The sequence below is a fragment of the Streptomyces xinghaiensis S187 genome, from assembly GCF_000220705.2.
Taxonomy (GTDB): Bacteria; Actinomycetota; Actinomycetes; order Streptomycetales; family Streptomycetaceae; genus Streptomyces; species Streptomyces xinghaiensis.
On sequence record NZ_CP023202.1, the window covers coordinates 507,803 to 531,877 of the forward strand.

Annotated in this window: 20 protein-coding genes and 1 pseudogene; 4 read left to right on the plus strand and 17 right to left on the minus strand. The window is 74.8% G+C overall.

Annotation, left to right across the window (positions count from 1 at the left end):
- The first annotated feature begins 59 nt into the window (after nt 1-59).
- Together SXIN_RS02320 and SXIN_RS02325 are read left to right on the plus strand one after the other, a co-directional pair.
- Nucleotides 60-1,355, plus strand: a complete 1,296-nt coding sequence (locus SXIN_RS02320; RefSeq protein WP_095757883.1) for an N-acetylglucosamine kinase — start codon at nt 60-62, stop codon at nt 1,353-1,355.
- 106 nt (nt 1,356-1,461) lie between these two features.
- On the plus strand, nt 1,462-2,406 hold the full coding sequence (locus SXIN_RS02325; RefSeq protein WP_095756503.1) for a sirohydrochlorin chelatase: 945 nt from the start codon (nt 1,462-1,464) through the stop codon (nt 2,404-2,406).
- A gap of 213 nt (nt 2,407-2,619) precedes the next feature.
- Here the strand turns inward: SXIN_RS02325 and SXIN_RS02330 are convergent, their stop codons facing one another.
- The 8 genes and pseudogenes from SXIN_RS02330 to SXIN_RS02365 form a co-directional block, all read right to left on the minus strand.
- Entirely contained in the window at nt 2,620-4,119 is a 1,500-nt protein-coding gene (locus SXIN_RS02330) for an FUSC family protein (protein ID WP_192883541.1), read from the minus strand.
- Between the two features lie 990 nt (nt 4,120-5,109).
- Nucleotides 5,110-5,541 (minus strand): annotated as a pseudogene (locus SXIN_RS02335) (PPOX class F420-dependent oxidoreductase); the annotation flags it as partial.
- 371 nt (nt 5,542-5,912) lie between these two features.
- Nucleotides 5,913-7,172, minus strand: a complete 1,260-nt coding sequence (locus SXIN_RS02340; RefSeq protein WP_202859784.1) for an ABC transporter permease — start codon at nt 7,170-7,172, stop codon at nt 5,913-5,915.
- Entirely contained in the window at nt 7,169-7,948 is a 780-nt protein-coding gene (locus SXIN_RS02345) for an ABC transporter ATP-binding protein (RefSeq protein ID WP_095756504.1), read from the minus strand. The genes SXIN_RS02340 and SXIN_RS02345 overlap by 4 nt, the downstream gene beginning before the upstream one ends.
- Entirely contained in the window at nt 7,945-9,360 is a 1,416-nt protein-coding gene (locus SXIN_RS02350; RefSeq protein ID WP_238153647.1) for a peptidoglycan-binding protein, read from the minus strand. The genes SXIN_RS02345 and SXIN_RS02350 overlap by 4 nt, the downstream gene beginning before the upstream one ends.
- Complete coding sequence (locus tag SXIN_RS02355) at nt 9,357-9,938, minus strand: hypothetical protein (RefSeq protein WP_019708101.1); 582 nt, start codon at nt 9,936-9,938, stop codon at nt 9,357-9,359. The genes SXIN_RS02350 and SXIN_RS02355 overlap by 4 nt, the downstream gene beginning before the upstream one ends.
- Before the next feature lie 196 nt (nt 9,939-10,134).
- The gene (locus SXIN_RS02360) at nt 10,135-11,115 is read right to left on the minus strand and encodes a prephenate dehydrogenase (protein WP_095756505.1); all 981 of its coding nucleotides are present in this window, start codon (nt 11,113-11,115) and stop codon (nt 10,135-10,137) included.
- Nucleotides 11,112-12,470: an aminotransferase-like domain-containing protein gene (locus SXIN_RS02365; protein WP_019708099.1), complete on the minus strand. Its 1,359-nt coding sequence runs from the start codon at nt 12,468-12,470 to the stop codon at nt 11,112-11,114. Before SXIN_RS02365 ends, SXIN_RS02360 begins: the two co-directional genes overlap by 4 nt.
- A 383-nt stretch (nt 12,471-12,853) precedes the next feature.
- Here SXIN_RS02365 and hppD point away from each other — a divergent pair, with 383 nt between their 5' ends.
- Both hppD and SXIN_RS02375 read left to right on the plus strand, forming a co-directional pair.
- The gene (gene hppD, locus SXIN_RS02370; protein WP_095756506.1) at nt 12,854-13,954 is read left to right on the plus strand and encodes a 4-hydroxyphenylpyruvate dioxygenase; all 1,101 of its coding nucleotides are present in this window, start codon (nt 12,854-12,856) and stop codon (nt 13,952-13,954) included.
- 115 nt (nt 13,955-14,069) lie between these two features.
- On the plus strand, nt 14,070-15,143 hold the full coding sequence (locus tag SXIN_RS02375; protein ID WP_095757885.1) for an alpha-hydroxy acid oxidase: 1,074 nt from the start codon (nt 14,070-14,072) through the stop codon (nt 15,141-15,143).
- 54 nt (nt 15,144-15,197) lie between these two features.
- On the opposite strand, the gene SXIN_RS02380 is transcribed toward SXIN_RS02375, so the two are convergent.
- The 9 genes from SXIN_RS02380 to SXIN_RS02420 all read right to left on the minus strand — a co-directional run bounded on the left by SXIN_RS02380 (nt 15,198) and on the right by SXIN_RS02420 (nt 24,031).
- Complete coding sequence (locus tag SXIN_RS02380) at nt 15,198-15,602, minus strand: VOC family protein (RefSeq protein ID WP_039820793.1); 405 nt, start codon at nt 15,600-15,602, stop codon at nt 15,198-15,200.
- Nucleotides 15,599-16,372 (minus strand): phosphosulfolactate synthase, encoded by a 774-nt coding sequence (locus tag SXIN_RS02385; RefSeq protein ID WP_019708097.1) that lies wholly within the window; start codon nt 16,370-16,372, stop codon nt 15,599-15,601. The genes SXIN_RS02380 and SXIN_RS02385 overlap by 4 nt, the downstream gene beginning before the upstream one ends.
- A 58-nt stretch (nt 16,373-16,430) precedes the next feature.
- The gene (locus SXIN_RS02390) at nt 16,431-17,828 is read right to left on the minus strand and encodes an AMP-binding protein (protein ID WP_238153648.1); all 1,398 of its coding nucleotides are present in this window, start codon (nt 17,826-17,828) and stop codon (nt 16,431-16,433) included.
- 4 nt (nt 17,829-17,832) lie between these two features.
- Nucleotides 17,833-18,156, minus strand: coding sequence for an acyl carrier protein (locus SXIN_RS02395; protein WP_095756507.1), 324 nt, complete (start codon nt 18,154-18,156; stop codon nt 17,833-17,835).
- Entirely contained in the window at nt 18,156-18,485 is a 330-nt protein-coding gene (locus SXIN_RS02400) for a ferredoxin (protein WP_095756508.1), read from the minus strand. The genes SXIN_RS02395 and SXIN_RS02400 overlap by 1 nt, the downstream gene beginning before the upstream one ends.
- Nucleotides 18,482-19,723, minus strand: coding sequence for a cytochrome P450 (locus SXIN_RS02405; RefSeq protein WP_019708094.1), 1,242 nt, complete (start codon nt 19,721-19,723; stop codon nt 18,482-18,484). The genes SXIN_RS02400 and SXIN_RS02405 overlap by 4 nt, the downstream gene beginning before the upstream one ends.
- Nucleotides 19,724-19,730: 7 nt before the next feature.
- Nucleotides 19,731-20,912, minus strand: a complete 1,182-nt coding sequence (locus SXIN_RS02410; protein ID WP_019708093.1) for a cytochrome P450 — start codon at nt 20,910-20,912, stop codon at nt 19,731-19,733.
- A gap of 10 nt (nt 20,913-20,922) precedes the next feature.
- The gene (locus tag SXIN_RS02415) at nt 20,923-22,425 is read right to left on the minus strand and encodes a tryptophan 7-halogenase (protein WP_019708092.1); all 1,503 of its coding nucleotides are present in this window, start codon (nt 22,423-22,425) and stop codon (nt 20,923-20,925) included.
- A gap of 271 nt (nt 22,426-22,696) precedes the next feature.
- Nucleotides 22,697-24,031 carry a cation:proton antiporter gene (locus SXIN_RS02420; protein ID WP_095756509.1) on the minus strand — a complete coding sequence of 445 codons (1,335 nt, stop codon included), beginning with the start codon at nt 24,029-24,031 and terminating at the stop codon, nt 22,697-22,699.
- Nucleotides 24,032-24,075 lie beyond the last annotated feature (44 nt).

Below are 24,075 nucleotides of genomic sequence, written 5' to 3' on the forward strand. Positions count from 1 at the left end.
GCGGGGTCCAGCCCCCGCCGTCCGGTGAGCCGGAAGGCACCGGCGGTGCGGCCCGCTGGGTGATCGGGGTCGACTCCGGCGGCTCCGGACTGCGCGTGGCCATCGCCCGCGCGGAGGACGGCGGGCAGGTCGGGGAGGCGATCCGGGCCGAACCCGTCCGGACCGGCCCCCGGGGCATCGACGCCGGGCACCTGCTCGCCCGCCTGCTGCCCGCCGCACGGGAGCTGCTGGCCCGCGCCGGCGACGGGAGGGCCGGGCGGCGGCCGGAGGCCCGAGGGTCCGTGGCAGCGGTGGCGGTGGGCGCGGCCGGCATGGCCACGCTCGGCGACGATCTGCGGGCCCGGCTGCCGCAGGCCCTCGCCGCCGAACTGGGCGTCCGCCGGCTGGCGCTGGCGGCCGACGCCGTCACGGCCTACGCGGGCGCCCTCGGCCAGCGGACGGGCGCGGTCGTCGCGGCGGGCACCGGCGTGATCGCCCTCGGCGCGGACCTGGACGCGCCCCCGGGCGACGGTGGCCTCTCTCTCCCTCCGGCGGCGCACCACGGCCCCGGGCCCGCCCCGAACTCCCGTACGCCTCTGGAGCCGGGCGCTTCCCCCGGTTCCCGTGCGCCCCTCGAGTCCGGCGGCCCGGCCGGCTCCGGCCCGGTCCGTGGTTCCCGGGTCTCCGGCGTGCCCGGCGGGCGTCCCGCTTCCCGTCCCCCCGGCCGCACGGACACCCCTCCCGGCGGCCGTGCCTCTCCCGAGGCCGCTCCGGCCTCCGGCAGAGCCCCCTGCTCCTCCGCGGCGGGCGGCCGTTGGCGGCGGGCCGACGGCTGGGGCCATCTGCTGGGCGACTGCGGCGGGGGCGCCTGGATCGGCCGTGCCGGCCTGGAGGCGGCCCTGCGGGCGCACGACGGGCGCCGGGGCGGCTCGGCGGCGCTGCTGGACCGGCTGGAGGCGGTCTTCGGCCCGGCCGCCGGCCTCCCCGCCCTGCTCTATCCGCGGACGGACCGCGCGGCCGTCCTGGCCTCGTTCGCGCCCGAGGTCGCCGCCTGCGCCGGGACGGACCCGGTGGCGGCCGGAATCCTTCGGGACGCGGCCCGCGGGATCGCGGAGACCGCGGCCGCCGTCTGCCCGCCCGCGACCGGCTGCCCGGTGGCGTTCACCGGCGGCCTCTTCGGGATCGGGCCGCCGCTGCTCGTGCCGGTCCGGGAGGAGTTGTCCCGGCTCGCGCCGTGGGCGTGCCCGGTGGAGGCCGGGGGCGGCCCGCTCGACGGTGCTCTGCGGATTGCCGGTGCGCTCGCCGGCGGCACCCTGCGGCTCCCCGTCGACGGAAGCATGCTCGGCCTCTGGCCGCGGCCGCCCGCACCCGGCTGACTTACTCCGGGTAACAACACAAACCGGCGGACGAAAACGGACGAAGAGTACGCGGCCGCACCCTCCCCGAACACCAAAGCCCTCCAAAGGGTTAACATGCGGCGCCATGAGCACCCCCACAGGGCCCGCACCCGGCCTGCCCGTACGAATGCCGCGTCCCCGCCAGCCCGGTCGGCACCGGAAACCGGAGCCGCTGGCGGCGCCCGAGGGTGCCCCCGCGCTGGTGCTGGCGGTGCCCGGCACGCCCGACGCGGCCTCCCGCAGTCTCGCGGAAGAGGTCGTCAGCATCGCCCGGTCCGAACTGCCGGGCCTGCACGCCCACATCGGATACATCGACGGCGGCGACGACGAGTTCCCCGCGCTGTCGGCCGTGCTCTCCCGGGCCGCGGCCGACCGCACCGCCCGGCTGGCCCGCGCCACCGCGGCGGCCGAAGGCGCCGGGGAAGAGGGCGGACGGACCCCGGTCATCGGTGAGGACGCCCCCGACGCCGTCGTGGTGCCCCTGCTCGCGGGCCCGGACAGCGCGCTGGTCCGCCGCATCCGGCAGGCCGTCATGGACAGCCGCACGTCCGCCGAGCTGACCGAGGCCCTCGGCCCGCACCCGCTCCTGGCGGAGGCCCTGCACGTGCGCCTGTCGGAGGCCGGGCTCGCCCGCGCCGACCGGGCGCGCCTGTTCACCGTCGCCACGGCCGCCGACGGCATCATCCTCGCCACCGTCGGCGGTGAGGACGCCGTCCAGGCCGCCGGCATCACCGGCATGCTCCTCGCCGCCCGGCTCGCGGTGCCGGTGCTCGCCGCCGCGCTGGACGTCGAGGGTTCCATCGCGAAGGCCGCCGAGGAACTGCGGGGCTCCGGTTCGGCGCAGCTCGCGCTCGCGCCGTATCTGATCGGGCCCGAGCTCCCCGAAGGGCTGCTGGAGGCGGCCGCCACCGAGGCCGGCTGCTCCTCGGGCGAGTCCCTGGGCGCCTATCCGGCGATCGGCAGGCTGGTGCTCTCGCAGTACGCGGCCGTCCTGGGCATCACACCGCAGCAGGCGCAGCCCTTGCGCTGACCGGCCGGGACACGGGGCCCCGCGCAGGCGGCGGCCCGGTCCCGCATTCCGGGGGGCGGCGGCCGTACGACGGCCCCGCCCTTCTCCGTGTCCGGGAAGCGACGTGCCCTTCCCGCTGCCGCGCCGGCTCACCCGGCCCGCCCGGGGCACGGAGTCGTTCGGGACCGCCCGAGCGCCGTGCCCCGCCGCTCCCGGCCTCCGTGCCGCAGCGGATCAGGAGGAGGCCAGCGGCGCGCGCGGAGAACTCCGCAGCGGCGCGGCGAGCGACACGAGCGCCACCTCCAGACCCTGCAGACAGGCGAGGGCGCGTTCGGTGCCCGGGTGCTGCGGTGTCTCCGCGACGACGGGCACGGCGGCCACCGCCGCGGCGCCGGGGGTCACGAGCGCGGCGACGGCCGCTTCCCCCCGCCGGCAGGCGTCGGTCAGCCGGGAGTCGTGGGATGCCTCGGGGTCGGCGGTGAGCTCGGTGAGGTCCCGAAGGCGCTCGGCGCACTCGTCGAGCAGGGCGACGATCCGGCGGGCCCGTTCCCTGCGGGCGGTGAACGGGTTGAGCGGGTGGAGGAGCGGGGCCACGGAGACGCGCACCCGGGCGAGCAGCGCTTCGAGCGCGGCGGCGTGCGGCGCCGGGTCGGCGCCGCCGTCACCGGCCAGCCGCCGGGAGGCCTCCGTCGTGCACCGCCGGACGCACAGCAGGGAGCGCTGGATCCAGGCGTCCGTGGCGGCATGCGTGGTGACGGGGAGGACGACGGCCACCGCCACCACGACGGCGACCGCGCCGGCCAGCGTCTCCGCGACCCGCAGGGCGAGCAGCGCCTCGTCCAGTACGCCGAGCAGGCCGTAGAGCAGCCCGGCCATGACGGTCACGAAGAACATCATCCAGCTGTAGGACAGCGGCGCCGTGTAGAAGACGCCGAAGACGCAGACGGCCACGAGGACGGCGGTCGGGGCGGGGTCGCCGTGCAGCGGTACGGCGGTGAACAGCCCGGCGGCGACCCCCGTGACGGTGCCCACCACGCGCCGCCAGCCGCGGACCAGGGTCTCGCCGCGCGAGGCGGTGTTGACGAAGATCCACCAGACGGTGCCCACCGCCCAGTACCACCGCTCCTGCGACAGCGCCTGGCCCAGGCCGAGGGCGAGCCCGCCCGCGACCGCCACCTGGACGGCCTGCCGGGTGCTCGTCCGGGCCAGGCCGCGGCCGCCCGGCGGGGGCGGCGGGACGGGCGGCGCCATCCGCCGTTCATAGCGCCACAGGCCGAAGCGGACCGCCGAGGAGGCGAGCAGGGCGAGGGCCATGGCGGCGTACAGGCCGGGGAGCTGGCCCGGGACCGTCCGCAGGAACTGCGCCACGAAGAAGGTCATGAACGCGAAGGTGCCCAGGGCATGGCCACGCGGGCCCCAGCGCCGTGCGTACACGCCGGCGACGGCGACCGCGAGGAACGCCGCGTCGCGCAGGAGCGGCTGGTCGTGCAGCACGGTCGCCAGGGCGAGGACCGGGAAGCCGGCCACCGGGAACAGGGCGGTGGTGGCGGCCTGCCGGCGGACGGTGGTGTCGGTGACCGTGAAGAGGGCGAGGAGCGCCGTCAGACCGCCGGCGATGACGGCGGGGAGCTCGTGGCCGGTGAGCAGGGACAGGCTCACCGCGAGACCGATGCCCAGGACGGCCCGCAGCGCGCTGCGCAGACGCAGCCGCTCCGGATCCGGAGCCACGAACATCCTCTTCAGCACTCTTTCCGCCCTTCCGGCGCCCCGGCACGAAAAAGGCGCCGCGGAAGTCCCGCAGCGCCATCGACGCATCCATGAGAGCATCTCCGCACCCATGTGCTCAAGCGAGGCCCTGTCCACTGGGCCAATGGCACAGCCGGAGACGGAGATCACCGGCCGTGGGCGTGCCAATGGCCGCGAGACCGTACGGGCACGGCGGAAACGGGCGGGGCCGGACGGAAACGGGCAGGGCCAAGCCGTCGGTGGCCACCCGGGCGGCGGCGAGGGGCGGACGGCGGGCCGGCCCGAGCGGTGCCCCGCCGGCCGGTCATGGGAGTGGCCGGGTCGGCCTCGTCACGCCCGGGCGCCTCCGGTCCCGTCCCATCGGGGATGCTTCCCCCGCTTCCCCCCGGCCGGGCCGTTCTCCGGTCCGCTCCCCGTCCCGGCGCGGGGAAACGGAAAGCGGAATGCGCACGTGCAGGCGTCATGCGTGGTCCGGGCGCACGGAGAGAGAACACGGCTTCCGCGGAGAGAGCGGAATGCGGAGGGGACCGGGAATACCGGCCGCGCACCGGGCATTCGGCGCCGGCATCGGGTGAGTCCGGCGGTCCGGCAGCCCCTGCCGGTGGAATACGTGGGCGGGCGTGTTTCCGGGGGCGGTCCGGTGAATTCGGCAGATCGTCCATCACCGTCACCGGTGGAATTCCGGCAGTGCCGGCCGGGGCCGCGGAAGGCGGTGCGGTGGCCGGTGGAGAGCGCCGGAAAGGGAGCGGGGGCGGCGGGTCAGCCGACCATGATGCCGCCCGGGCCCTCGGGCCCTCCGCCGGTCTGCGGACCCGGTCCCCCGCCGTGCTGCGGCATCGGCCCCCGGCCGAGCTGGAGGCCCGGCCCCCCGCCGTGCTGCGGCCCCGGCCCGCGGCCGAGCTGCAGCCCCGGCCCGCCGGAACCGGCGCCGTCCGCGGGTGCCGGGCGGCTGCCCGCCAGGACACGCCGGCCGGCCGCCCCGTACACCCGTTCCACGGCGAGCCGGATCACCAGGCGCCGCTCCGCCACCATCGCGGCCCGGAAGCCCTCCCAGTCCGGGTGCTCACCCTGGAAACCGCGGAAGACCCGGACCAGTTCATCGGCGACCGCGTCGTGCGGGTCGGTGGTGATCGGCGTCAGCTCGGCCTCGCCCTCGGCCACCATGTAGGAGAAGCCGTTGCTGCTGGTGACGTAGAAGCTCGCGCGCGGATCGCGGCGCAGATTACGGGTCTTGGCCCGGTTGTAGGTCACCATGAGGCGGATGACGCGGGACTGGGGATCGTAGGCGTAGCCGACGTTGGAGAGCTGGGGGCGGCCGTCGCGCTTGAGGGTGACGAGCGTGCCGATGTGGTGCGCCTGCAGAAGCTCGTACAGGGCACTGTCGCCGGTTTTTCCCATGGGCTCAGTCATGCGGTGAGAATACGGGGCCGATAAGGCGGCGGAACAGGCCCGGCAGGCAGTAACGGCTGGACATTTCCGGGGAGTTCGGCAGACTGTACGCTGTCGCTGCTGTCCGGTTGTTTTGTGCCCGGTGCCGTCGCGTTTTCCCGCCGCCGGGGGTTTTCCCGTGCGCGCGGACGACGGATTTCCGGATTCCGCTCCGTGGGCCGTTCCGCGGTACGGAAGGGGAGGCGCGGTCTCCCGCCGTCCCGGACGTATGGCCCGGCCGTATGTCCCCGGCGAACGGGCGGCGGGCGGCAGTCGGCTCCCGTACGCGCAAGACGGTGCCCTCGCCGCCCGCGGGGGATGTGAGGCGGACGAGGGCACCGTGGTCCGTGCGGTCACGTGGTGGACAGGGCCTCCGTGGGAGGCAGCCGCGCGGCGCGCAGCGCGGGATAGAAGCCGGCCAGCCCGCCGATCACCAGGGTCGCACCGACCCCGCCCGCCATCGCCCAGACCGGCACCACCGAGGGCCAGCCCTGGTAGGTGGCGTAGCCGGAGGTGACGGCGATGCCGAGCAGGACCCCGCCGATGCCGCCGAGCGCGGACAGCAGCAGCGCCTCGCAGAGGAACTGGTTGCGGACCTGGCCGCGGGTGGCCCCCAAGGAGCGGCGCAGACCGATCTCCGACCTGCGTTCGAGTACCGAGATGACCATGGTGTTGGCCACCCCCACGCCGCCGACGAGCAGGGCGACCGCGCCGAGCCCCAGCAGCAGTCCGCTGAGGGTGTCGTCGGTGGCCTGCTTGGCGGCGAGCACGTCGGACGGCCGGGAGACGTTGGCCTCGCTGGGGTTCTCCGGGTTGGCGGTGGCACCGAGGATCGCCTGTACGTCGGTGACGGCCGCCTCCTCCACACGGGTGTACACCGTCGTCGGGTAGCCGTCGAAGCCCAGTTCCTCCTCGGCGAAGGTCCAGCCGGTCAGCGCGGCGGAGTCCAGCTCCGGGACGAGTTCGTTGGGGGCCAGCAGGCCGACGACGGTGACCCACTGCCCGGCCATCCAGACCTTCGTGCCGGTCCCGGCCCGGAACACCCCGAGCTGCTCCGCGGCCGTGGGGCCGAGCACCACGGCCGGGTACCGCTGGTTGGCCGCGTTCAGCCACCGGCCGTCGACGATCTCCGCACCTGCGGTCTCCGGCAGATCCGTGCGGGCCGCGTAGACGTTGAGGCCGCCGGTCTCCTCCTTGGGGATGTGGTCGTTCCGGTAGACCTTGGCCCCGGTCTTGCCGAGGGCGGAGACCGACTCCACCTCCGGGATGTTCCCGATCATCTCCACGGACTCGTCCGGCAGATGGGCGGCGCCGCCGCCGAAGGACTGGCCGGGGGTGACGGTGAGCAGGTTGGTGCCCAGCGCGGAGAGCCGGCGGTTGAGGTCCTCGGTGCTGGAGGTGGAGATGCCCACCACGCCGACCATGGCGGCGATGCCGATGGCGATGCCGAGCGCCGAAAGGAACACCCGCAGGGGCCGGGAACGCAGTCCGGAGCCGCCCACCCGCAGGACGTCGGCCGGGTTCATCCGGGCCGGCCTGGGGCGGGGCCGGGCCGGGCGGGACGGGGCCGGGCGCACCGGCTCCTCCGCGGCGGTCTCCTTCACGGTGGTCATCGCACGGCCTCCCCCGCGGTCAGGGCGGCGGCGGGTACCGGGGCCGGTGCGAGGGCCCCGCCGTCGTCCGGGCCGGCGGCGAGCGCGGGTCCGGCGCCGTCCGAGTCGTGTTCGATCCGGCCGTCGCGGATCCGGACCTCGCGCGGCAGGGAGGCCGCGATGTCCCGGTCGTGGGTGATCACCACGACCGTGGTACCGGCCCGGTGCAGCTCGTGCAGCAGCTCCATCACCACCAGGCCGGACCGGGAGTCCAGCGCACCGGTGGGCTCGTCGGCTAGCAGCAGCGGCGGGTCGCCGAGCACCGCGCGGGCGATGGCCACCCGCTGTTTCTCACCGCCGGAGAGCTGGTGCGGCTCGTGGTGGAGCCGGTGGCCGAGGCCGACCCGGCGCAGGGCACGCTCGGCGAGCCTGCGCCGCTCGGCCCGCGGGCGGCCGCTGTAGAGCAGCCCGTCCGCGACGCTGTCCAGGGCCGGGATGCCGGGGGCGAGGTGGAACTGCTGGAAGACGAAACCGATCGTTCCGGCGCGCAGCGCGGACAACTCGCGGTCGCTGAGGTGGTCGATGTCGTGCCCGTCGATGCGCACGGTGCCGGCGGTGGGGCGGTCGAGGGTGCCCATGATGTTGAGCATCGTGGACTTCCCGGAGCCCGACGGGCCGACGACGGCCAGCAGTTCGCCGCGCCGGATGACGAGCCCGGCGTCCCGCAGCGCCGTCACGTCCCCGTACGTCTTGCGGACCCCGGACAGTTCGACCACCGGGCTGGGCGCTTCGGTCACTTGGGGACCCCCACGACCAGGCCGTCGGTGATGCCCTTGCCGGACACCTCCACCAGGCTGTCCGCGAACATGCCGAGCTTCACCGCACGCCGCTCCACGGTGCCGTCCGCGTCGACGACCTCCACGGCGTAGCCGCCGCCGCGCTCCGCCACCAGCGCGTTGACGGGGACGGCGAGGACGTTCTCGCGGGTCTCCGCCTTCACCGTGACCTCGACGCCGGCGGCCTGGTAGCTGCCGAGCCCCTTCTGCTTCGCGATCTCCAGCTCCACGGGCAGGGTGGGGTCCTCGTTCCCGCCGCCGTTCCCGGGACCGCCGGAGCCGGCGTCGCCGGCGTCGCCGGAGCCCGAGAGGGTGCCGACATCCGTGACCTCCGCCCGGACGGTGCTGTCGTCCGGGAGGGTGACGGTGGCCTTGGTGCCCTTCTCGACGAGGTCCTCGTACCGCACGTCGAGATCGACGGTGACGATGCGTTCGGTGCCGGTCCAGGTCAGGACGGTGCCGTTGAGCAGGGCACCGGGGGAGGTCTTCACGTCGGCGACGCGGCGGGCACCGGGCGCCACCACGGCGTCCCCGGGTCCGACCCTGCCGGTCTCCTCGCGGCCGAGGTCGTCCTGCCAGTCCCGGACGGCCTCGGCGGTGGTCTCCGTGTACGTGTCGTCGGCGGTGAAGCCGGTGTAGCCGAGTTCGGAGAGGTTCTTCTCCAGGATCTTGACGTCGCCGCCCTCACTGCCCGGCCCCAGGGTGCGGTAGAAGGGCGTGGAGCCGTAGAGCAGCGGGACCTTCTCCTCGTCGGCGCGGTAGACGGTGCCGCCGCGCTTGATGACGTCGCCGTCCTCGGGCACCCAGGTGATGATCCCGGCGCTTCCGCCGTCGCCGCCGGTGCCGTTCCGCGCCGGCTGCCCGCTCCCGGCTCCGGCCGGGGCCTGGACGGCCGAGGCCTCGCCGTAGCCGAGGTTTCCGTCGACCGTCTCGGTGCGGGTCAGGGTGGTGCGCTGGATCTCGGCGGTCTTCGGCGGGGCGGAGGGGGCGGCGTTCGCCTCGCCCGCTCCGTCGCCGCCGAGGGCCCCGGTGGTGGCGGCGCCGGCCGCCGCGACCACGGTGATCGCGGCGGCCACGATCATCGAGGTGCGCAGCGGACGGCTTCTGCGGTGGCTCGCCGGCGGGGCCGCGCCCTCGCCGTCGTCGCCGCTGCCGGCGGTCTCCGCCGGCTTCTCCCGGGTTTCGAGGTCCCGGGCCGTTTCCCGCGGCCCGGGGTCCCCGGAGGTCTCCCGGGTGGAGGCCCCGGCCGCCGGGCGGTCGGCCACCTCGCCGGGGGTGCGCAGTTCCAGGGCCGCGGAGGGATCGCCGGACGGGCCCGGACGGTCCGCCCCCTCGTCCCGCTCGCGCTCCTGTGTCCCGTCCGGTGCCGTCACTGTGCGCCGCCGCCCGAGATCGTCACGCCGCCGCCGGGCCACTTGTCCTGACAGGCCGCCCGGGCCTGCTGGAACTCGTCGTCGGCCGGGTTGATGCCGGAACCGGCGAAGTCGATCCCGAGGTTGTTGCCGTTGATCTCGGGGTCGGGGAACTTGGGGAGGCCGTTCTCGCGCATGCACTTCGCCCAGGCGGCGACCTTCGCCGAGTCCAGCGGTTCGCCGTTGCCGCCGCCCCCGCCGAGCTGGCCCTGGGGCATCTTGTCGCGGCACGCCTCCTGCGCGGACTTGAAGGACTCGGAGTTCGGGTCGACGTTGCCGTCGCCCGGGCTCAGCGCGATGCCGCCGCCCTCCTGCTGCTGCGGGTCGGGGAAGCCGGCCACCCCGTTGTCGCGCATGCACTGCGAGAAGGCCAGCGCCTGCTCGAAGGGGCTGCCGGGCGAGGCGCTCGCCTCGGAGTCGGTGTCGCCGGCGGAGGCGGCCGACGAGTCGTCGGAGCATCCGCTGAGGAGGGCGCCGGTCAGCAGGACCGACGCCGCCAGCAGGGTTTTGGCCACGGTGGGCTTGGTTGTGGTGAACATGGGGCCAAGTTGTACGCGGGCGCCGGTCACACGGCGGACACAAGCACTGTCACCGCGGTGTTACCCCGGCCGGTGCAGACTGCCGGGGGAACTCCTCCGGTCCGCGGGGGCCCGGACCGCCCGGCGCCCCCTCACAGCCCCACGCTCCCTCACCGTCCCGCGGCCCTCCCTCCGCCGCCCCCTCACGCCCGCCGCCTCACCGTCCGCCCGCCACCGGGAACGCCGGGGTCTCCGGGTGGCCCGGGGCACCGCGGCGGCCGCCGCCCGCGCCGTCGAGGCCGCCCACCCCGGCGATGCCCCGGTCGAGCAGGTCCACCAGGGCGTGCCTGCCCGGGACGGGCACCACGTCTCCCCCGCCGGGTCCGGTGCCGCCCGGGGCGGCGGGGCCCGGGACGGCAGCGGGGCCCGGGGACGCGAGGTCGTGCAGGGCCGCCAGGACTCCGGCGAGGTCCTCCTGGAGCCGGGTGAGGATCTCGGCGACGGCGGCGGCGTTGGACTCCAGGATGTCGCTCCACAGCCGGGAGTCGCCGCGGGCGATCCGGGTGACGTCGCGCAGCCCCTGGCCGGCGAGGTGGGCGGCCTCCGCGGAGCCGTCCCGCAGCCGTGCCGCCATCAGACTGGCGACCAGGTGCGGGGCGTGGGAGGTGAGGGCCACCGCCTCGTCGTGCGCCCGGGCCCGCATCACCCGGGGGACGGCGCCGCACAGCGCGATCAGGTCGAGGGTCCGGTCGAAGGCCCGTTTGGACGTCAGCCGGGTGGGGGTGAGCACCCAGGTGCGTTCCCGGAACAGTTCCGCGCGGGCCGCCCGCGGGCCCGACCACTCGCGGCCGGCCATCGGGTGGCCGCCGACGTAGCGGGTCGGGTCGGGTGCGGTGGCCAGGATCTCCCGTTCCGTACGGGACTTGACGCTCGCCACGTCGGTGTAGCTGAGCGCCAGCCGCCGTGCCTGCGACTCCGCCAGCACGGGCGCGACCAGGCTGGGCGGTACGGCGACCACGGCGAGATCCACGGGTTCCGGCGGCGGCGCGGCCCGTCCGGCGCCCAGGTCCTCGGCGGTGCGGGCGGCGGACTCGTCCCGGTCCGACAGGTACACGGTGACCCCCTGACGGCGGGCCGCCAGGGCGACCGAGGTGCCGATCAGGCCGGTGCCGATGACGGCGAGCGTGCGGAGGCTCACGACCCGCCTCCCGGCACCGGCCCGCCGGCCGCCCCGTGCTCCGCGAGACGTTCGGTGACGAGCGCGGACAGCCGGTCCAGGCCCTCCTCGATCCGGTCGGGCGTCAGTGTGCTGACGGACAGCCGGAGCTGGCGGAACCCGGCCGAGGACCCGTAGAAGTGGTGCATGGGGGTGAACAGCACGCCGTGGCGGCGGGCCGCGTACTCCAGGAGGCCGTCGTCCACGGTGAACGGCACGGTGAGCACGACGAAGAACCCGCCCGCGGGCGCGTTCCATTCCACGCCGGGGACGTTCCCCAGCCGCTGGGCCAGCCCGTCGAGCACCTGGCGGAGATTGCGCCGGTAGACCTCCGTCTCCCGGCGGTTGGCCTCGGCGAGGCTGCAGCCGTGGGAGAGCAGCTTGCCGCCGACCAGGGCCTGCGCGATCGGGGAGGTGTTGACGGTGAGCATGCTCTTGATCTTCGACAGTTCGTCGGCGAGCAGCGTCCCGCCGCCGCTGCCGCCGGTGACCCGCTGGTCGGCGACCACGTAGCCGACGCGTGCGCCGGGCATGCAGGTCTTGGCGAACGAGCCGAGATAGACGACCCGTTGACGGCGGTCGAGAGACTTGAGGGTGGGCAGCCGGCCGGCCGTCCCGCCGAGCAGTCCGTAGGCGTTGTCCTCCAGCAGCAGCAGGTCCTCGGCCTCGGCGATGTCCAGCAGCCGGTGCCGGGCGGCGAGGTCCATGCTGGCCCCGGAGGGGTTGGCGAAGTCGGGGGTGACGTAGCAGGCGCGGACCCGCAGGCCCCCGGCGCGTGCCCGGCGCAGCCGTTCCACCAGGTCGTCCAGGTCGATGCCGTTCTCACGGGTGCGCACCGGGAGCACGGGCAGATCGGCGAGGAGCGCGGCGCCGGTCAGGCCGACGTAGGTCGGGCTCGGTGCCAGCAGCGCCTCGCGGTCGTCGGCGCGCAGCGCGCGCAGCACCAGGAACATCGCCTCCTGGCAGCCGACGGTGACCACCACGGAGCCGGGGCCGGTCTCGATTCCCTCGTCCACGGCGAGGCTCCGGGCCACCAGGGAGGTGATGATGCCCTTGGTGGCTCCGTACTGGAACAGGGTGCGGGCGACCTCCGCCTCGTCCATCCCCCGTTCGGTGCGCAGGTGGTCGCAGAAGACCCGCAGGTACTCGGGTAACCGGTCCACGTCGTAGAAGCCCTCGTAGGGCCGGCCCGCGGCGAAGGAGACCGCGCGGGGATGGGTGTCGGCGATCTGGTTCAGCAGGTTCATGGACTCCATCGACACATCGCCGAGCGATGCGTGCAGCGCGTCCGCGGACAGCCCCGCCGGGGCGGTCTCCGATTGCAGGATTTCCGTCATCTGAGTCCTTGTCGCATGCGGGAGAGCGTGGGGGCGTTACGGGGCACGGCGCGTGCCGCGCGCCCTCAGCATCGTCCGTCGCGGGATCCCCGGCAATGGCCGCGCGGGGCGGATATCCGCGCGGCGGCGGGGAACACCGTCCGCCGTTTGCCGGCTTTCCCTTGACAGGTGCGGACTTCACCGCGGCGCCCGTAGCATCGGGCCGCAGAAACGAAATGCCCGGCCTCGCGGCCCGCGGTGAGGGGGAACCCCCGGAAGAGGAATACACGGGGCCGTTTTCGATGACGGTCCGGATCTTTCCCGGGGACGCGGATATTCCTCCGCCATTCCGCGGCACGGCGTGCGGGGCTTTGAATCCGCACCTTCTCCGTACGAGGACTCCCATGACGGATTTACCCGCAACGGCTCCCCTCAACGACCTCGCGATCGACTATGTGGAGATGTACGTCGACGACCTGGAGGCGGCGGTGGCCGCCTGGACCGGCCAGTACGGCTTCACGGTCGCCGGCACCGGCGGAACCGCCGGTCACCGCGGTATCGCCCTGCGCCAGGGCCGCGTCCTCCTGGTGCTGACCGCGGCGGACGCGGCGGATCACCCCGCCGCCGCCTACGTGGCCGCGCACGGCGACGGAGTCGCCGACATCGCGCTGCGCACCGCCGACGTGACCGCGGCCTTCGAGGCGGCGGTGGCGGCCGGCGCCCGCCCGGTCCGGGAACCGGTCCGGCACGAGGGCGGCGGCCCCGCCGTCACGGCCGCCATCGGCGGCTTCGGGGACGTGGTGCACACCCTGGTGCAACGCGCCCCCGGCGAGGGCCCCGGGCTCCCGGCCGGCTTCGTACCGGCGCAGCGCCGGGAGGGGCCCGGGGCCCCCGCCGGGGTGGGCCTGCTCGACGTCGACCACATCGCGGTCTGCCTCACCGCGGGCGACCTCGACACAACGGCCGGCTTCTACCAGCGGGCTCTGGGATTCCGGGAGATCTACCAGGAGCGCATCGTCGTCGGCGCCCAGGCGATGGAGTCGCGGGTCGTGCAGAGCGCGGAGACCGGTGCGGTGACGCTGACGCTCATCGAGCCGGACCCGGACGCGCAGCCCGGGCAGATCGACGACTTCCTCAAGAGCCACCACGGACCGGGCGTCCAGCATCTGGCCTTCTCCAGCGACGACGCCGTCGGCGCGGTACGTGCGCTCTCGGGCCGCGGGGTCGGGTTCCTCCGGACCCCGGGGACCTACTACGACCTGCTCGGCGAGCGGATCGGGCTGAAGACCCACACCCTGGACGACCTGCGGGCCACCAACCTCCTCGTGGACGAGGACCACGGGGGCCAGCTGTTCCAGATCTTCACCGCCTCCACCCACCCCCGGCGCACGATCTTCTACGAGGTGATCGAGCGCCGGGGAGCGCGGACCTTCGGCAGCTCCAACATCAAGGCGCTGTACGAGGCGGTCGAGCTGGAGCGGACGGGCCAGCGTGCCGCACGGTGACGAGCGGGCCGCCGCGTCGCCCGTTCCGCCCGGATTCCCCGGCCCCGGCGGCCGGCGGGACCCGGGCGCGGGCGGGGTCCTCCCCGGCGCGGCGGCCCCGCAGCCGTGGTGCGGCCTGGACGACGCCGAGCGGGCCGCGGCGGCCGTACTCCCGCCCGAGGTGCGGGACTTCATCGCGGGCGGCAGCGGCCGGGAGCGCGCGCTGGCGGCCAACCGGGAAGCCTTCGACCGGGTCTTCGTCACCCCGCGGGTGCTCCGGGACGTCTCGGAGTGCGGCACGGAGGCGGTGCTGCTGGGCCGGCCGGTCCGGATGCCGGTGGCGATCGCCCCCGTCGCCTACCACCGCATGGTCCATCCGGACGGCGAGCTCGCCACCGCGCGGGCGGCGAAGGCGGCGGGGGTGCCGTTCACGGTCGCCACGCTGAGCAGCGTCCCCGTCGAGGAGGTCACGGCGGCCGGCGGCTCCGTCTGGTTCCAGCTCTACTGGCTCCGGGAGCACGGGCGTTCGCTGGAGCTGGCGCGCCGGGCCGAGGACGCCGGCTGCGAGGCGCTGATGCTCACCGTCGACGTGCCCTGGATGGGCCGCCGGCTGCGCGACGTGCGGAACCGGTTCGCGCTCCCGGCCGGCGTGCGGGCCGCGCACCTGGACGCCGGTGCCGCCTCGGCGGCGCACCGGCCCGCCGGGGGTTCGGCGGTGGCGGCCCACACCGCGAAGGCGTTCTCGCCGGCGCTCACCTGGTCCTGTGTGGAGGAGCTGCGGGCCGCCACCCGGCTGCCGCTGGTGCTCAAGGGGGTGCTGGCGCCGGAGGACGCGGTGCGGGCGGCGGAGTCGGGGGTCGACGCGGTCGTGGTGTCCAACCACGGCGGCCGGCAGCTCGACGGCGCCCTGCCCGGCCTCGACGCCCTGCCGGCGGTGGTGGAGGCCGTCGGCGGGGCCTGCGAGGTCCTGGTGGACGGCGGGGTCCGCAGCGGGACGGACGTGCTCACGGCGCTGGCCCTGGGGGCCTCGGGGGTCCTGGTGGGACGCCCGCCGATGTGGGGCCTGGCCGCCGGCGGCGAGGACGGCGTCCGGCGGGTGCTCGACCTGCTGGCCTGCGAACTGGGCGACGCGCTGGGGCTGGCGGGCTGCGCCGGGACCGCCGGGGCCCGCCGGCTGCGTACGGTGCGCCTCCCGCAGGCCGGCCCGTAGACCCGGCCGACCGGTGCCGGGGCCGGGCCGCCCGCCCGGGCGGCCCGGCCGCGGTCAGTACATCATCCGGGGATCGGCGTAGTGCTTGAATTCCAGGAGGTTTCCGGTGGGGTCGACGAGCACCACGGTGCTGTGTTCCTCGGCCGTTCCCCCGAAACGGGACCGGACCTCCTGGAACACCGGCACCTTCCGCAGGTTCACCAGCCGCAGCAGCGCGTCGAAATCCTCTCGCTCCCGGAAGGTCACCCCGAAATGCCGGGGATAGAGCGTGGGACTCTCCACCACGGGGTCGTCCGGAGAGTAATGGCAGACGAGTTGGTCGCCGAAGAAGTCGAAGGTGATGCGGTCCGCGTACCGGCGCGCGACCGGGCAGCCGAGCATTTTGTTGTAGAAGAGCGCCGCGGCGTCCAGATCGCGGGCCGGCACGGCGATGTGAAAGGCGTCCCGGGAATTCCTCACCGTACCGCCCCGGAATGGTCGAGGAGGGTGTCGGAGCGGAGTCCGAGCCGGAGCGTCTCCAGCGCGATGACGTCCGTCAGGGCGATGTTCCCCAGATTGGCGTCTCCTCCCACCCTCTTGATGAAGTAGGTCTGCAGTTCCTTGTTGGGCGCCTCGAAGATCAGCCGGTCCGCCGGGGTCCCGGCGTCGAGGACGTCCTCGATGAGGCCGAACCGCACCTCGCCGTCGGGGCGGCAGATCCCGCTGGTGCCGCTCTCCCGCGCCTCCAGGATGACCGAGCGCGCCCCCGCGTCCAGATCGCGCTGGATGCTGCTGATCCACTGGCTGGGCGCGAACATCTCCGACCGGCGCTGGTCCTTGAACCCCACCTCGGAGACGACCTCGAAGTCCGGGGCGAGCCGCTCGATGTAGCGGGCCTTCTCCTCGTGGCCGAGGTCGATGGTGCCGTTGGACACCTCCACGCAGGCGCAGCCCTGTTCCAGGCAGAAGGCGCGGTACTCCTCGAACCTGCCCTGCAGCACGTGCTTCTCGAAGAGGGTGCCGCCGAACATGAAGGGGATGCGGTGCTGCGCGAGAACCTCCGTCTTCTCCTTCATCCCCGAGGTGACCAGCGCGGTGCCCCAGCCGAACTTCACCAGGTCGATGAACTCCCCCGAGCTGGCGACGGTGTCCTCGAACCACCGCACCGGGGCCCCGTTGTCGATGACCATCGTCAGCCCCCGGGTGCGCGGTTTGGGCTCACGGACGGGTAACTCCAGCGAATGCGTCATGGTTGGACCGAATCCCTCCTCGTCGGCCGCCCGTCCGGCGGCCGTCCGGTCTGCGGCGTCAGGGCCGGCGTTCGGCGGCCAGCAGGCGTTTCTGGACCTTGCCCAGGGCGTTGCGCGGCAGGCCGTCCACCACGTGGACCTCCTGCGGCAGCTTGTACGGCAGCAGCCGGGCGGCCAGGAAGGCGGCGAGACGGGAGCGGTCCAGCGGCTCCGTCGCCACCACCCAGGCCGCGACGCGCTGGCCGAGCCGCTCGTCGGGCAGGCCGACGACGGCCGCCTCGGCGATGCCGGGATGGTCGAGCAGCACGTCCTCGACCTCACCCGCTCCCACGCGGTAGCCGCCGCTCTTGATCAGGTCGGTGTGGGCGCGGCCGGTCAGCCGGAGGGTTCCGTCCTCCAGCCACTCCCCCAGGTCTCCGGTGCCGAACCAGCCTTCGCCGTCCACGGCCGGTCCCCGCCCGAGGTATCCGGAGAACAGCCCGGTGCCGCGTACCAGGACCTCCCGGCCCGGGCCGGGCGTGCCGTCCTGCCCGCCGCGGCCGTCCTGCCCGCCCTGCTCGTCGTGCCCGTCCGGTCCGGCCAGCCGCACCTGTGCCCCCGGCACCGGCCGGCCGACCGACCGGGCCGCCGCGGCCCCGGGCCCGCGGAGGTCCGCGGTCCGGGGCGAGGTGATCACGAGGGTCTCCGTCATCGCGTACCGGTTGAGGATGCGGTGGCCGGAGAGGTGGCGTACGCGTTCCGACACCCTGCGGGGCAGGACGTCCGCCCCGGACACCAGGAGCCGGGCACCGCGCAGTTCCGCGAGGTCGGCCGAGCCCAGCGACGCCCACAGGGCGGGGACGCCGAAGTAGAGGGAGGCACCGGGTACCGGGACGAGATAGCGGCCGGTGTGGACGAGCGGGGAGCCGGTGCGCAGCGGGCCGAGCCCGCCGAAGACCAGTCCGTGGACGTGCGACAGCGGCAGCGCGTGGGCGAGGACGTCGTCCGCGGTCCACTCCCACAGCTCCGCGATGGCGTCCAGGTTGGCGGCGATCGCCCGGCGCGGGATGACGGCGCCCTTGGGCGGCCCGGTGGAGCCGGAGGTGTACAGGATCAGCGCGGGGGTCCCGTCCGCCGGCGGGCCGGGCGGCGGGGTGTCACGGGCGGTGAGGCCGATCTCGTCCAGGACGAGGTCCACCCGGGCGTCGCGGAGGACGTGCTCGCGCTCCCGGGTGGAGGCGGCCGGGTTCAGCGGGACGGCCGTGCCGCCCGCGAGGAGCACGCCGGCCACGGCGACGAGGGTGGCGGCACTCGGGCGCGCGACCACGCCCACTCTGCGGGCTCCGGCCACGGAGCGGACGACCCCGCCGGCGGCGGCCGCCAGTTCGTCGCCCTCCAGCCGTTCGCCGGCCACCTCGATGCGGGCGCCGCCCCGGCAGAGCGCCGGCAGCAGCCCCGGTGCGCGGTCCGCGGACACGGCCCTACCCGCCGGTCCCGGTGGAGGAGGCGGCGGCGCGGCCGTCCGCCGGGGGCGCGGGCACACGGCCGGCGACCGCCGCGGCGACGGCGGAGACGAACGCCCCGAGCGTCGGGTTCTCCCAGATGTCGCGCGGGCCGGCCAGCTCCACCCCGTAGGTCTGCTCGACGGTGCTGATCACGTGCAGGGCCGCCAGCGAGTGGCCGCCCAGCGCGAAGAAGTCGTCGTCGTCGGACACCTCCGGCACGGCGAGCGCCTCGCACCACAGGGGGGCGACCACCTCCCGTACGGCCGCCCTGGTCTCCGTCTCCGGAGCACTGCTGTCCATCACGCCTCCTCGGTGTCCTGTGCCCGGCCGCGCGGGCGGCCGGTTCCGTTGCCGTCCCGGGGCCGTTCCCCGGCCGGTCCGCCGCCGTGCAGCGTGATCGCGCCGGACGGGCAGCGCGCGGCGACCGCCCGGACCGCCCCGGCCAGCCGGGGGCCGGGCTCGGGGGTGCTCAGCAGCACCTTGCCGTCCTCCTCCGACTGGTCGAACACGTCGGGGAGCCGGACCGCGCACAGCCCGGAGCCGGCGCACCGGCGGCGGTCGACCCGCAGGGTCATCCGGCTCTCCGCTCCGGGCTCCGCCGCCTCCGCGGCGTTCTCGCGGCTCCTCACCAGGTCACCGGCAGCCGGTCCACGCCGTGCGCGAGGGCGTGGACGCGGAACGGAACCTCCTCGCCGGGCACCGCCACGGCGAGCCGGGGGAAGCGGCGCAGCAGCGCCGGGTACGCGGTCCGCAGTTCCATCCGGGCCAGGGCCGCGCCCAGGCAGTGGTGGACGCCGTGGCCGAAGGCCACGTGGGCGGTGGGCTCCCGGGTGATGTCGAACCGGTCGGGCTCGGGGAGCAGGGCGGGGTCGCGGTTGGCCATCGGCAGCGAGCAGATGACGTGCTCCCCGGCCCGGACGAGCCGGTCTCCGACGGTGACGTCCTCCAGGGCGGTGCGCGGCGTGGGGGCGTGCGGCACCGTCAGGTAGCGGAGCAGTTCGTCGACCGCGCCGTCCACCGCTCCGGGGTCGTCGCGCACGGCGGCGAGCTGGGCGGGGTGGTCCAGGAGCAGCAGGGTGCCCAGGCCGAGCATGCCCGAGACGTTGTCGAGGCCGGCGAGGACCAGCAGGACGCAGACGCCGCGCAGTTCCTGATCGGTGATCTCGTCGCCGTGGTCGCGGACCAGTGCGCCGAGGAAGCCGTCGCCGGGGTCCCTGCGGGCGCGCCGCACCATCTCGGCGAGGTAGCGCGACAGCGCGTCGCCGGCCGCCGCCCGCCGCTGCCGGCCGCGTCCGGGGGCGAGGAACGCGTGGCAGCGGCGCAGGAAGCCGCCGCGGTCGTCCCGGGGCACCCCGATCAGTTCGCACAGCACCGCGCCGGGCACGGGCGAGCAGAAGGACCGCACCAGGTCGGCCGGGGGCCCGCCGCGTTCCATGGCGTCGAGGCGTTCCGTGACGATGCCCTCGACCAGCGGCTCCAGCCGCCGCATCCGGCGCACGGTGAACTCGGGCGTGAGGATCTGCCGGAGCCGGGTGTGCTCGGGCGGGTCGTAGTCCATGAGCTGCCCGGCCATCTCGTCGGGCCGGGGGCCGTCGGCGCGGCCGGACGGTGAGCGCGGCCCGAAGCGGCGGCGGGTGGAGAACCGGCGGTGGTCGCCGAGGACTTGGCGCACCTCGGCGTGGCCGGTCACGAGCCAGACGGGCACCCCGTCCGTTCCCGGGCCGACGTCGATCGCGGTGACGGTTCTCCCGGCGGTCAGCCGGCGGAGTTCCGCGGCGGGGTCGAACCGGTCGCGGCGGGCGTAGGCGGGCGGGGTGGGCGTGGTGGGCGTGGTGGGCGTGGGCGTGGGTGTGGGTGTGGGTGGCATGGCTCCCCTACCAGGCGATGGGCAGTGTTTCCAGGCCGTAGGGCGCCTGCGGACGGAAGCGGATCTCCTCGGCGGGCACCGCGAGCCGCAGTGCGGGGAAGCGGCGCAGTACCGCCGGGTAGGCGGCTCTGAGCTCCATCCTGACCAGCGACGCGCCGACGCAGTAGTGGACGCCGTGGCCGAGCGCCACATGGGCGGTGGGTTCGCGCGTGATGTCGAGGCGGTCGGGCGGCTGTCCCGGACGGCGTGCGCGGTTGGCCGCGAGCAGGGAGCAGGCCACGCGGTCGCCCGCCTTGACCGTCCGGCCGCCGAGGTTCACGTCCTCGCGGGCGACGCGGGGCGAGGCGGTCGGGATGACCGAGAGGTGGCGGACGAGTTCCTCCACGGCGCCGTCGATCAGTCCGGGCCGTTCACGGAGGAGGGCGAGCTGGGCCGGGTGCTCCAGCAGGGCGAGGATGCCGAGGCCCAGCATGCTGGCCATGTTCTCGACGCCGGAGCCCATCACGAAGGCGCTGAGCCCGACGAGTTCCTCGTCATCGGTGTCCGCGCCGTGCTCGCGCACCACCCGGCCGAGCAGGTCGTCACCGGGCTCGCGGCGCTTGCGCTCCACGAGCCGGGCCATGTACGCGAGGTAGTTGGCGCCCGCGGTGACCTGCAGCCGCCGTCCGCGGAAGGCCGGCCGGCTGACCTTGAGGACCCGGGCCAGTTCGGCCCGGTCGTCGCGGGGCACGCCGAAGAGCTCGCACATCACCAGGCCCGGCACGGTCCAGGCGACGTGCCGCATGAAGTCCGCGGGCCGGCCGTCCTTCTCCAGGGAGTCCAGGGCGTCCTCGACGATGGCCTCGACGGCCGGTTCCAGGGCGCGCATCCGGCGGACCGTGAACTCGGGTGTGAGCATCTGCCGGAGCCGGGAGTGGTCGGGCGGGTCGTACTGGATGAGGTTGCCCGGCTGGGCCGGCCGCCGGGCGCCGGGTCCGCCGCCCGCGGCCAGGGCCGTGCTGAACCGGTCCGCGTCGCCGAGGACCGCCCGTACCTCCTCGGGGCCGGTGACCAGCCAGCCGGTGGTGGCGGGCTCCTCGGTGAGGACGGCCTCGGAGACCGGTGCGCGGATGCTCAGCCGGCTGAGTTCGGGCAGCGGGTCCAACCGGTCGCGCCGGTTGTGCGGGGAGACGTCCGACGGCCGTGCCACGGGTCCCCCTCTACTCGCCGGTGCCCTGGGCGGGCAGCCAGAACATGCCGTCGGGGGACGGCACCAGGCCGTCCGCGGACAGGGGGGCCTCGGGTTCGGCGTCCTCGCCGAGCAGGGCGCGCATCTGGACCTGGCCGCCCTCCTGCATGACCTCGCGCACCACCGAGGACTTGAACAGCGGCACCATGCTGCCGTCCTCGCTGCCCGCGAGTTCGTCGACGGCCGCGGCGAACTCCGCGGAGCCCGAGCTGAAGCGCTTCGCCAGCACCTCGGCGTCCGTCAGGACCCGCTCGCCGGAGGAGACCCCGCCGATGAGCTCGACGAACGACTCCAGCTCCGGGCGGTTGGCCCGGGTGACCTTCTTGGCCTGCCAGAAGTAGGAGTTCTCGTCCTGGTGCATCTCGTAGAAGGAGAGCAGGAACTCGTAGAAGACGCCGTACTCGCGGCGGTAACGGGACTCGAACTCCCGCAGGGCCCGGTCCTCGCCGACCAGCCCGGCGAGCACGCTGTTGATGGAGCGGGCCGCCAGCAGGGCGCTGTAGGTGGCCAGGTGGACGCCGGAGGAGAACACCGGGTCCACGAAGCAGGCGGCGTCGCCGACCAGGATCATGCCGGGCCGCGAGAAGGTCGTGTGGTGGTACGAGTAGTCCTTGCGGACCCGGAGCTTCCCGTACGGGCCCTCGGTGACCCGCCGCGCGTCCGCCAGGTACTCGGAGATCAGGGGGCACTCGGCGATGAGCGCCGCCAGCGCCTTGCCGGAGTCACCTTGGATCTTGCCGGCCATCTCCCGGCGGACCACGGCACCGACGCTGGTGAGGTCCGGACTCAGCGGGATGTACCAGAACCAGCCGCTCTCGAACGCCACCGACAGGATGTTGCCCGAGTTCGGTTCCGGCAGCCGCTTGCCGCCCTCGAAGTAGCCGTACAGGGCCAGGCTGCGGAAGAACTCCGAGTACTCCCGGGTTCCGCCCACCCGCCGGTACAGCCGGCTTCCGTTGCCGGAGGCGTCCACGACGAACGTGGCCGACGCCCGGTGCTCGCGGCCGTCGGCGTCGGTGTACCGGACGCCCCGGACCCGCTCCCCGTCCTCGACGACGTCGACGGCGGCACAGCCCTCGCGCACCTCGGCGCCCACCCGGCGGGCGTTGTTGAGCAGGATCTCGTCGAACTTGGCCCGCTCGACCTGGTAGGCGTAGGACGTCGGCCCGGTCATGCGCGGGGAGACGGAGAAGGAGAAGGTCCACGGCTCGGGGTTGGCGCCCCACTTGAACGTGCCGCCGCGCTTGCGCGGGAAGCCCGCGGCGGCGAGCTCCTCCGCCACGCCGGTCAGCCGGCACACGCCGTGCACGGTGGCCGGCAGGAGCGACTCCCCGATCTGGTGACGGGGGAAGAACTCCTTCTCCAGGACCAGCACCCGGTGTCCCTGCATGGCCGTCAACGCGGCCAGCGTCGATCCGGCGGGCCCTCCACCGACGACCACCACATCGAATTCCTCGGAATCCGGCAAGGCCATCCCTCCTCCCCTTGTCACCCGGCGGGTCATTCCCGCCCCCGTATTTCTGGTTCCCGCATTTCCGGTCGCCGGATCGAGTCTGATTTCGCCCCGCGCCGGAGTCAAGCGGTGTCCAACCGGCCGGCGCGAGGCGGAATCACGGAAGCACGGGATCACGGAATCACCGGACAACCGGGTCACCGGGCGGATTCCGATATTCCGCGTCACGGCGCCGCAGACCACGTCTCCGGATTCCGGAGAAATCTTCCGTCCGCGCCGCCGGAACGGGCCGTCAGGAGCTTTCCGCGGCGCCCTCCCGGCGTTTCCCGTGAAGACTCTCCCGGCGCTTCACGGAATTCCTCCGCGGATGTTTACCGGGATGTTCCGCCGGTGGCGGCGGGAACCCCCACCGGCGGCCGGCCAGGGCCAGCAGCGGGCCCGTCATGAAGGTGGTGGTCAGGGCCATGAGCACGAGCACGGTGAAGAGCCCGGGCCCGATGACCCCGGCGTCGAGCGCCACGTCGAGCACGATGAGCTCCGTGAGCCCGCGGGTGTTCACCAGGACGGCGACCACGGCCGACTGGGGCGGGTCCATGCCGCTGATCCGGGCGGCCGCGTACCCCGGGAGGAGCTTCCCCGAGACGGCCACCGCCAGGATCAGCGCCAGCAGGATCCCGCCGTCGGCGTCCAGCGAGCCGATGTCGAACGACAGCCCGGTCGTCACGAAGAACAACGGCAGCAGCAGTCCGGCCGTCTGCTCCATCGGCCGCAGCACACCGGCGTCCGGCACCCCGCCCGGACGGGGCATGGCGAGGCCCGCGAGCAGACCGCCGAACACCGGGTGCAGCCCCAGCTCGGCGGTGGCCCAGGCGCTGCCCAGCGCGAGACCGAGCGCGATGGTCAGCTGATGCGCCGCCAGGGCGCCGGACCGTTCGAGCCACCGGGCGAGCAGCGGGCGGACCAGCAGGAACAGCGCGGCCGTGAAGAGGGACAGCAGGAGCAGGGTCACCGGCCACGACCGGGCGGTGGCATGCCCGGTGCCGGCCAGCGCCGCGGCCAGGACGAGCCAGGCGGCGACGTCCATGAGCCCGGCGGCGCTCGTGGCCACGGTGCCCGCGGGGGTGCCCGCCAGGCCGCGCTCCCGGACGATGGCGGCGAGGACGGGAAGAGCGGTCACCGACATGACCACGGCCATGAGGAGCCAGAACACCCGGCCGTCCGCGTGCTGGGGCCGCACCGCGGAGAACGCTCCGGGGAACAGCCCGACCACGCCCGCCCCCAGTGCCGCCGGGACCAGCAGCGCCGCGAGCGCCACGGCCGCCGCGGCCCCGCCGCCCCGGCGGAGCTGCCGCCGGTCGGTCTCGTAGCCGACCACGAACATGAAGAGGACGATGGCGATCTGGGACAGCACGGTGAGGAACGGCAGCACGTCCGGGGGAAAGAGCCGGGCGGTCGGATCGCCGGGCAGCCGGCCGAGCAGGGTGGGGCCCAGGGCGATGCCGGCCACGATCTGGCCGACGACGGCCGGCTGGCCGCACCGGCGCGCCGCCGCCCCGAGCAGCCGCGAGGCGATGACGATCAGCGCGACGTCGCCGAGGGCCACGGTCACCAGTGCTTCGGTGTCCACCTGTTCCCTTTCCGGAGGAGACGGCCACCGGTGCGGCCGCCCTG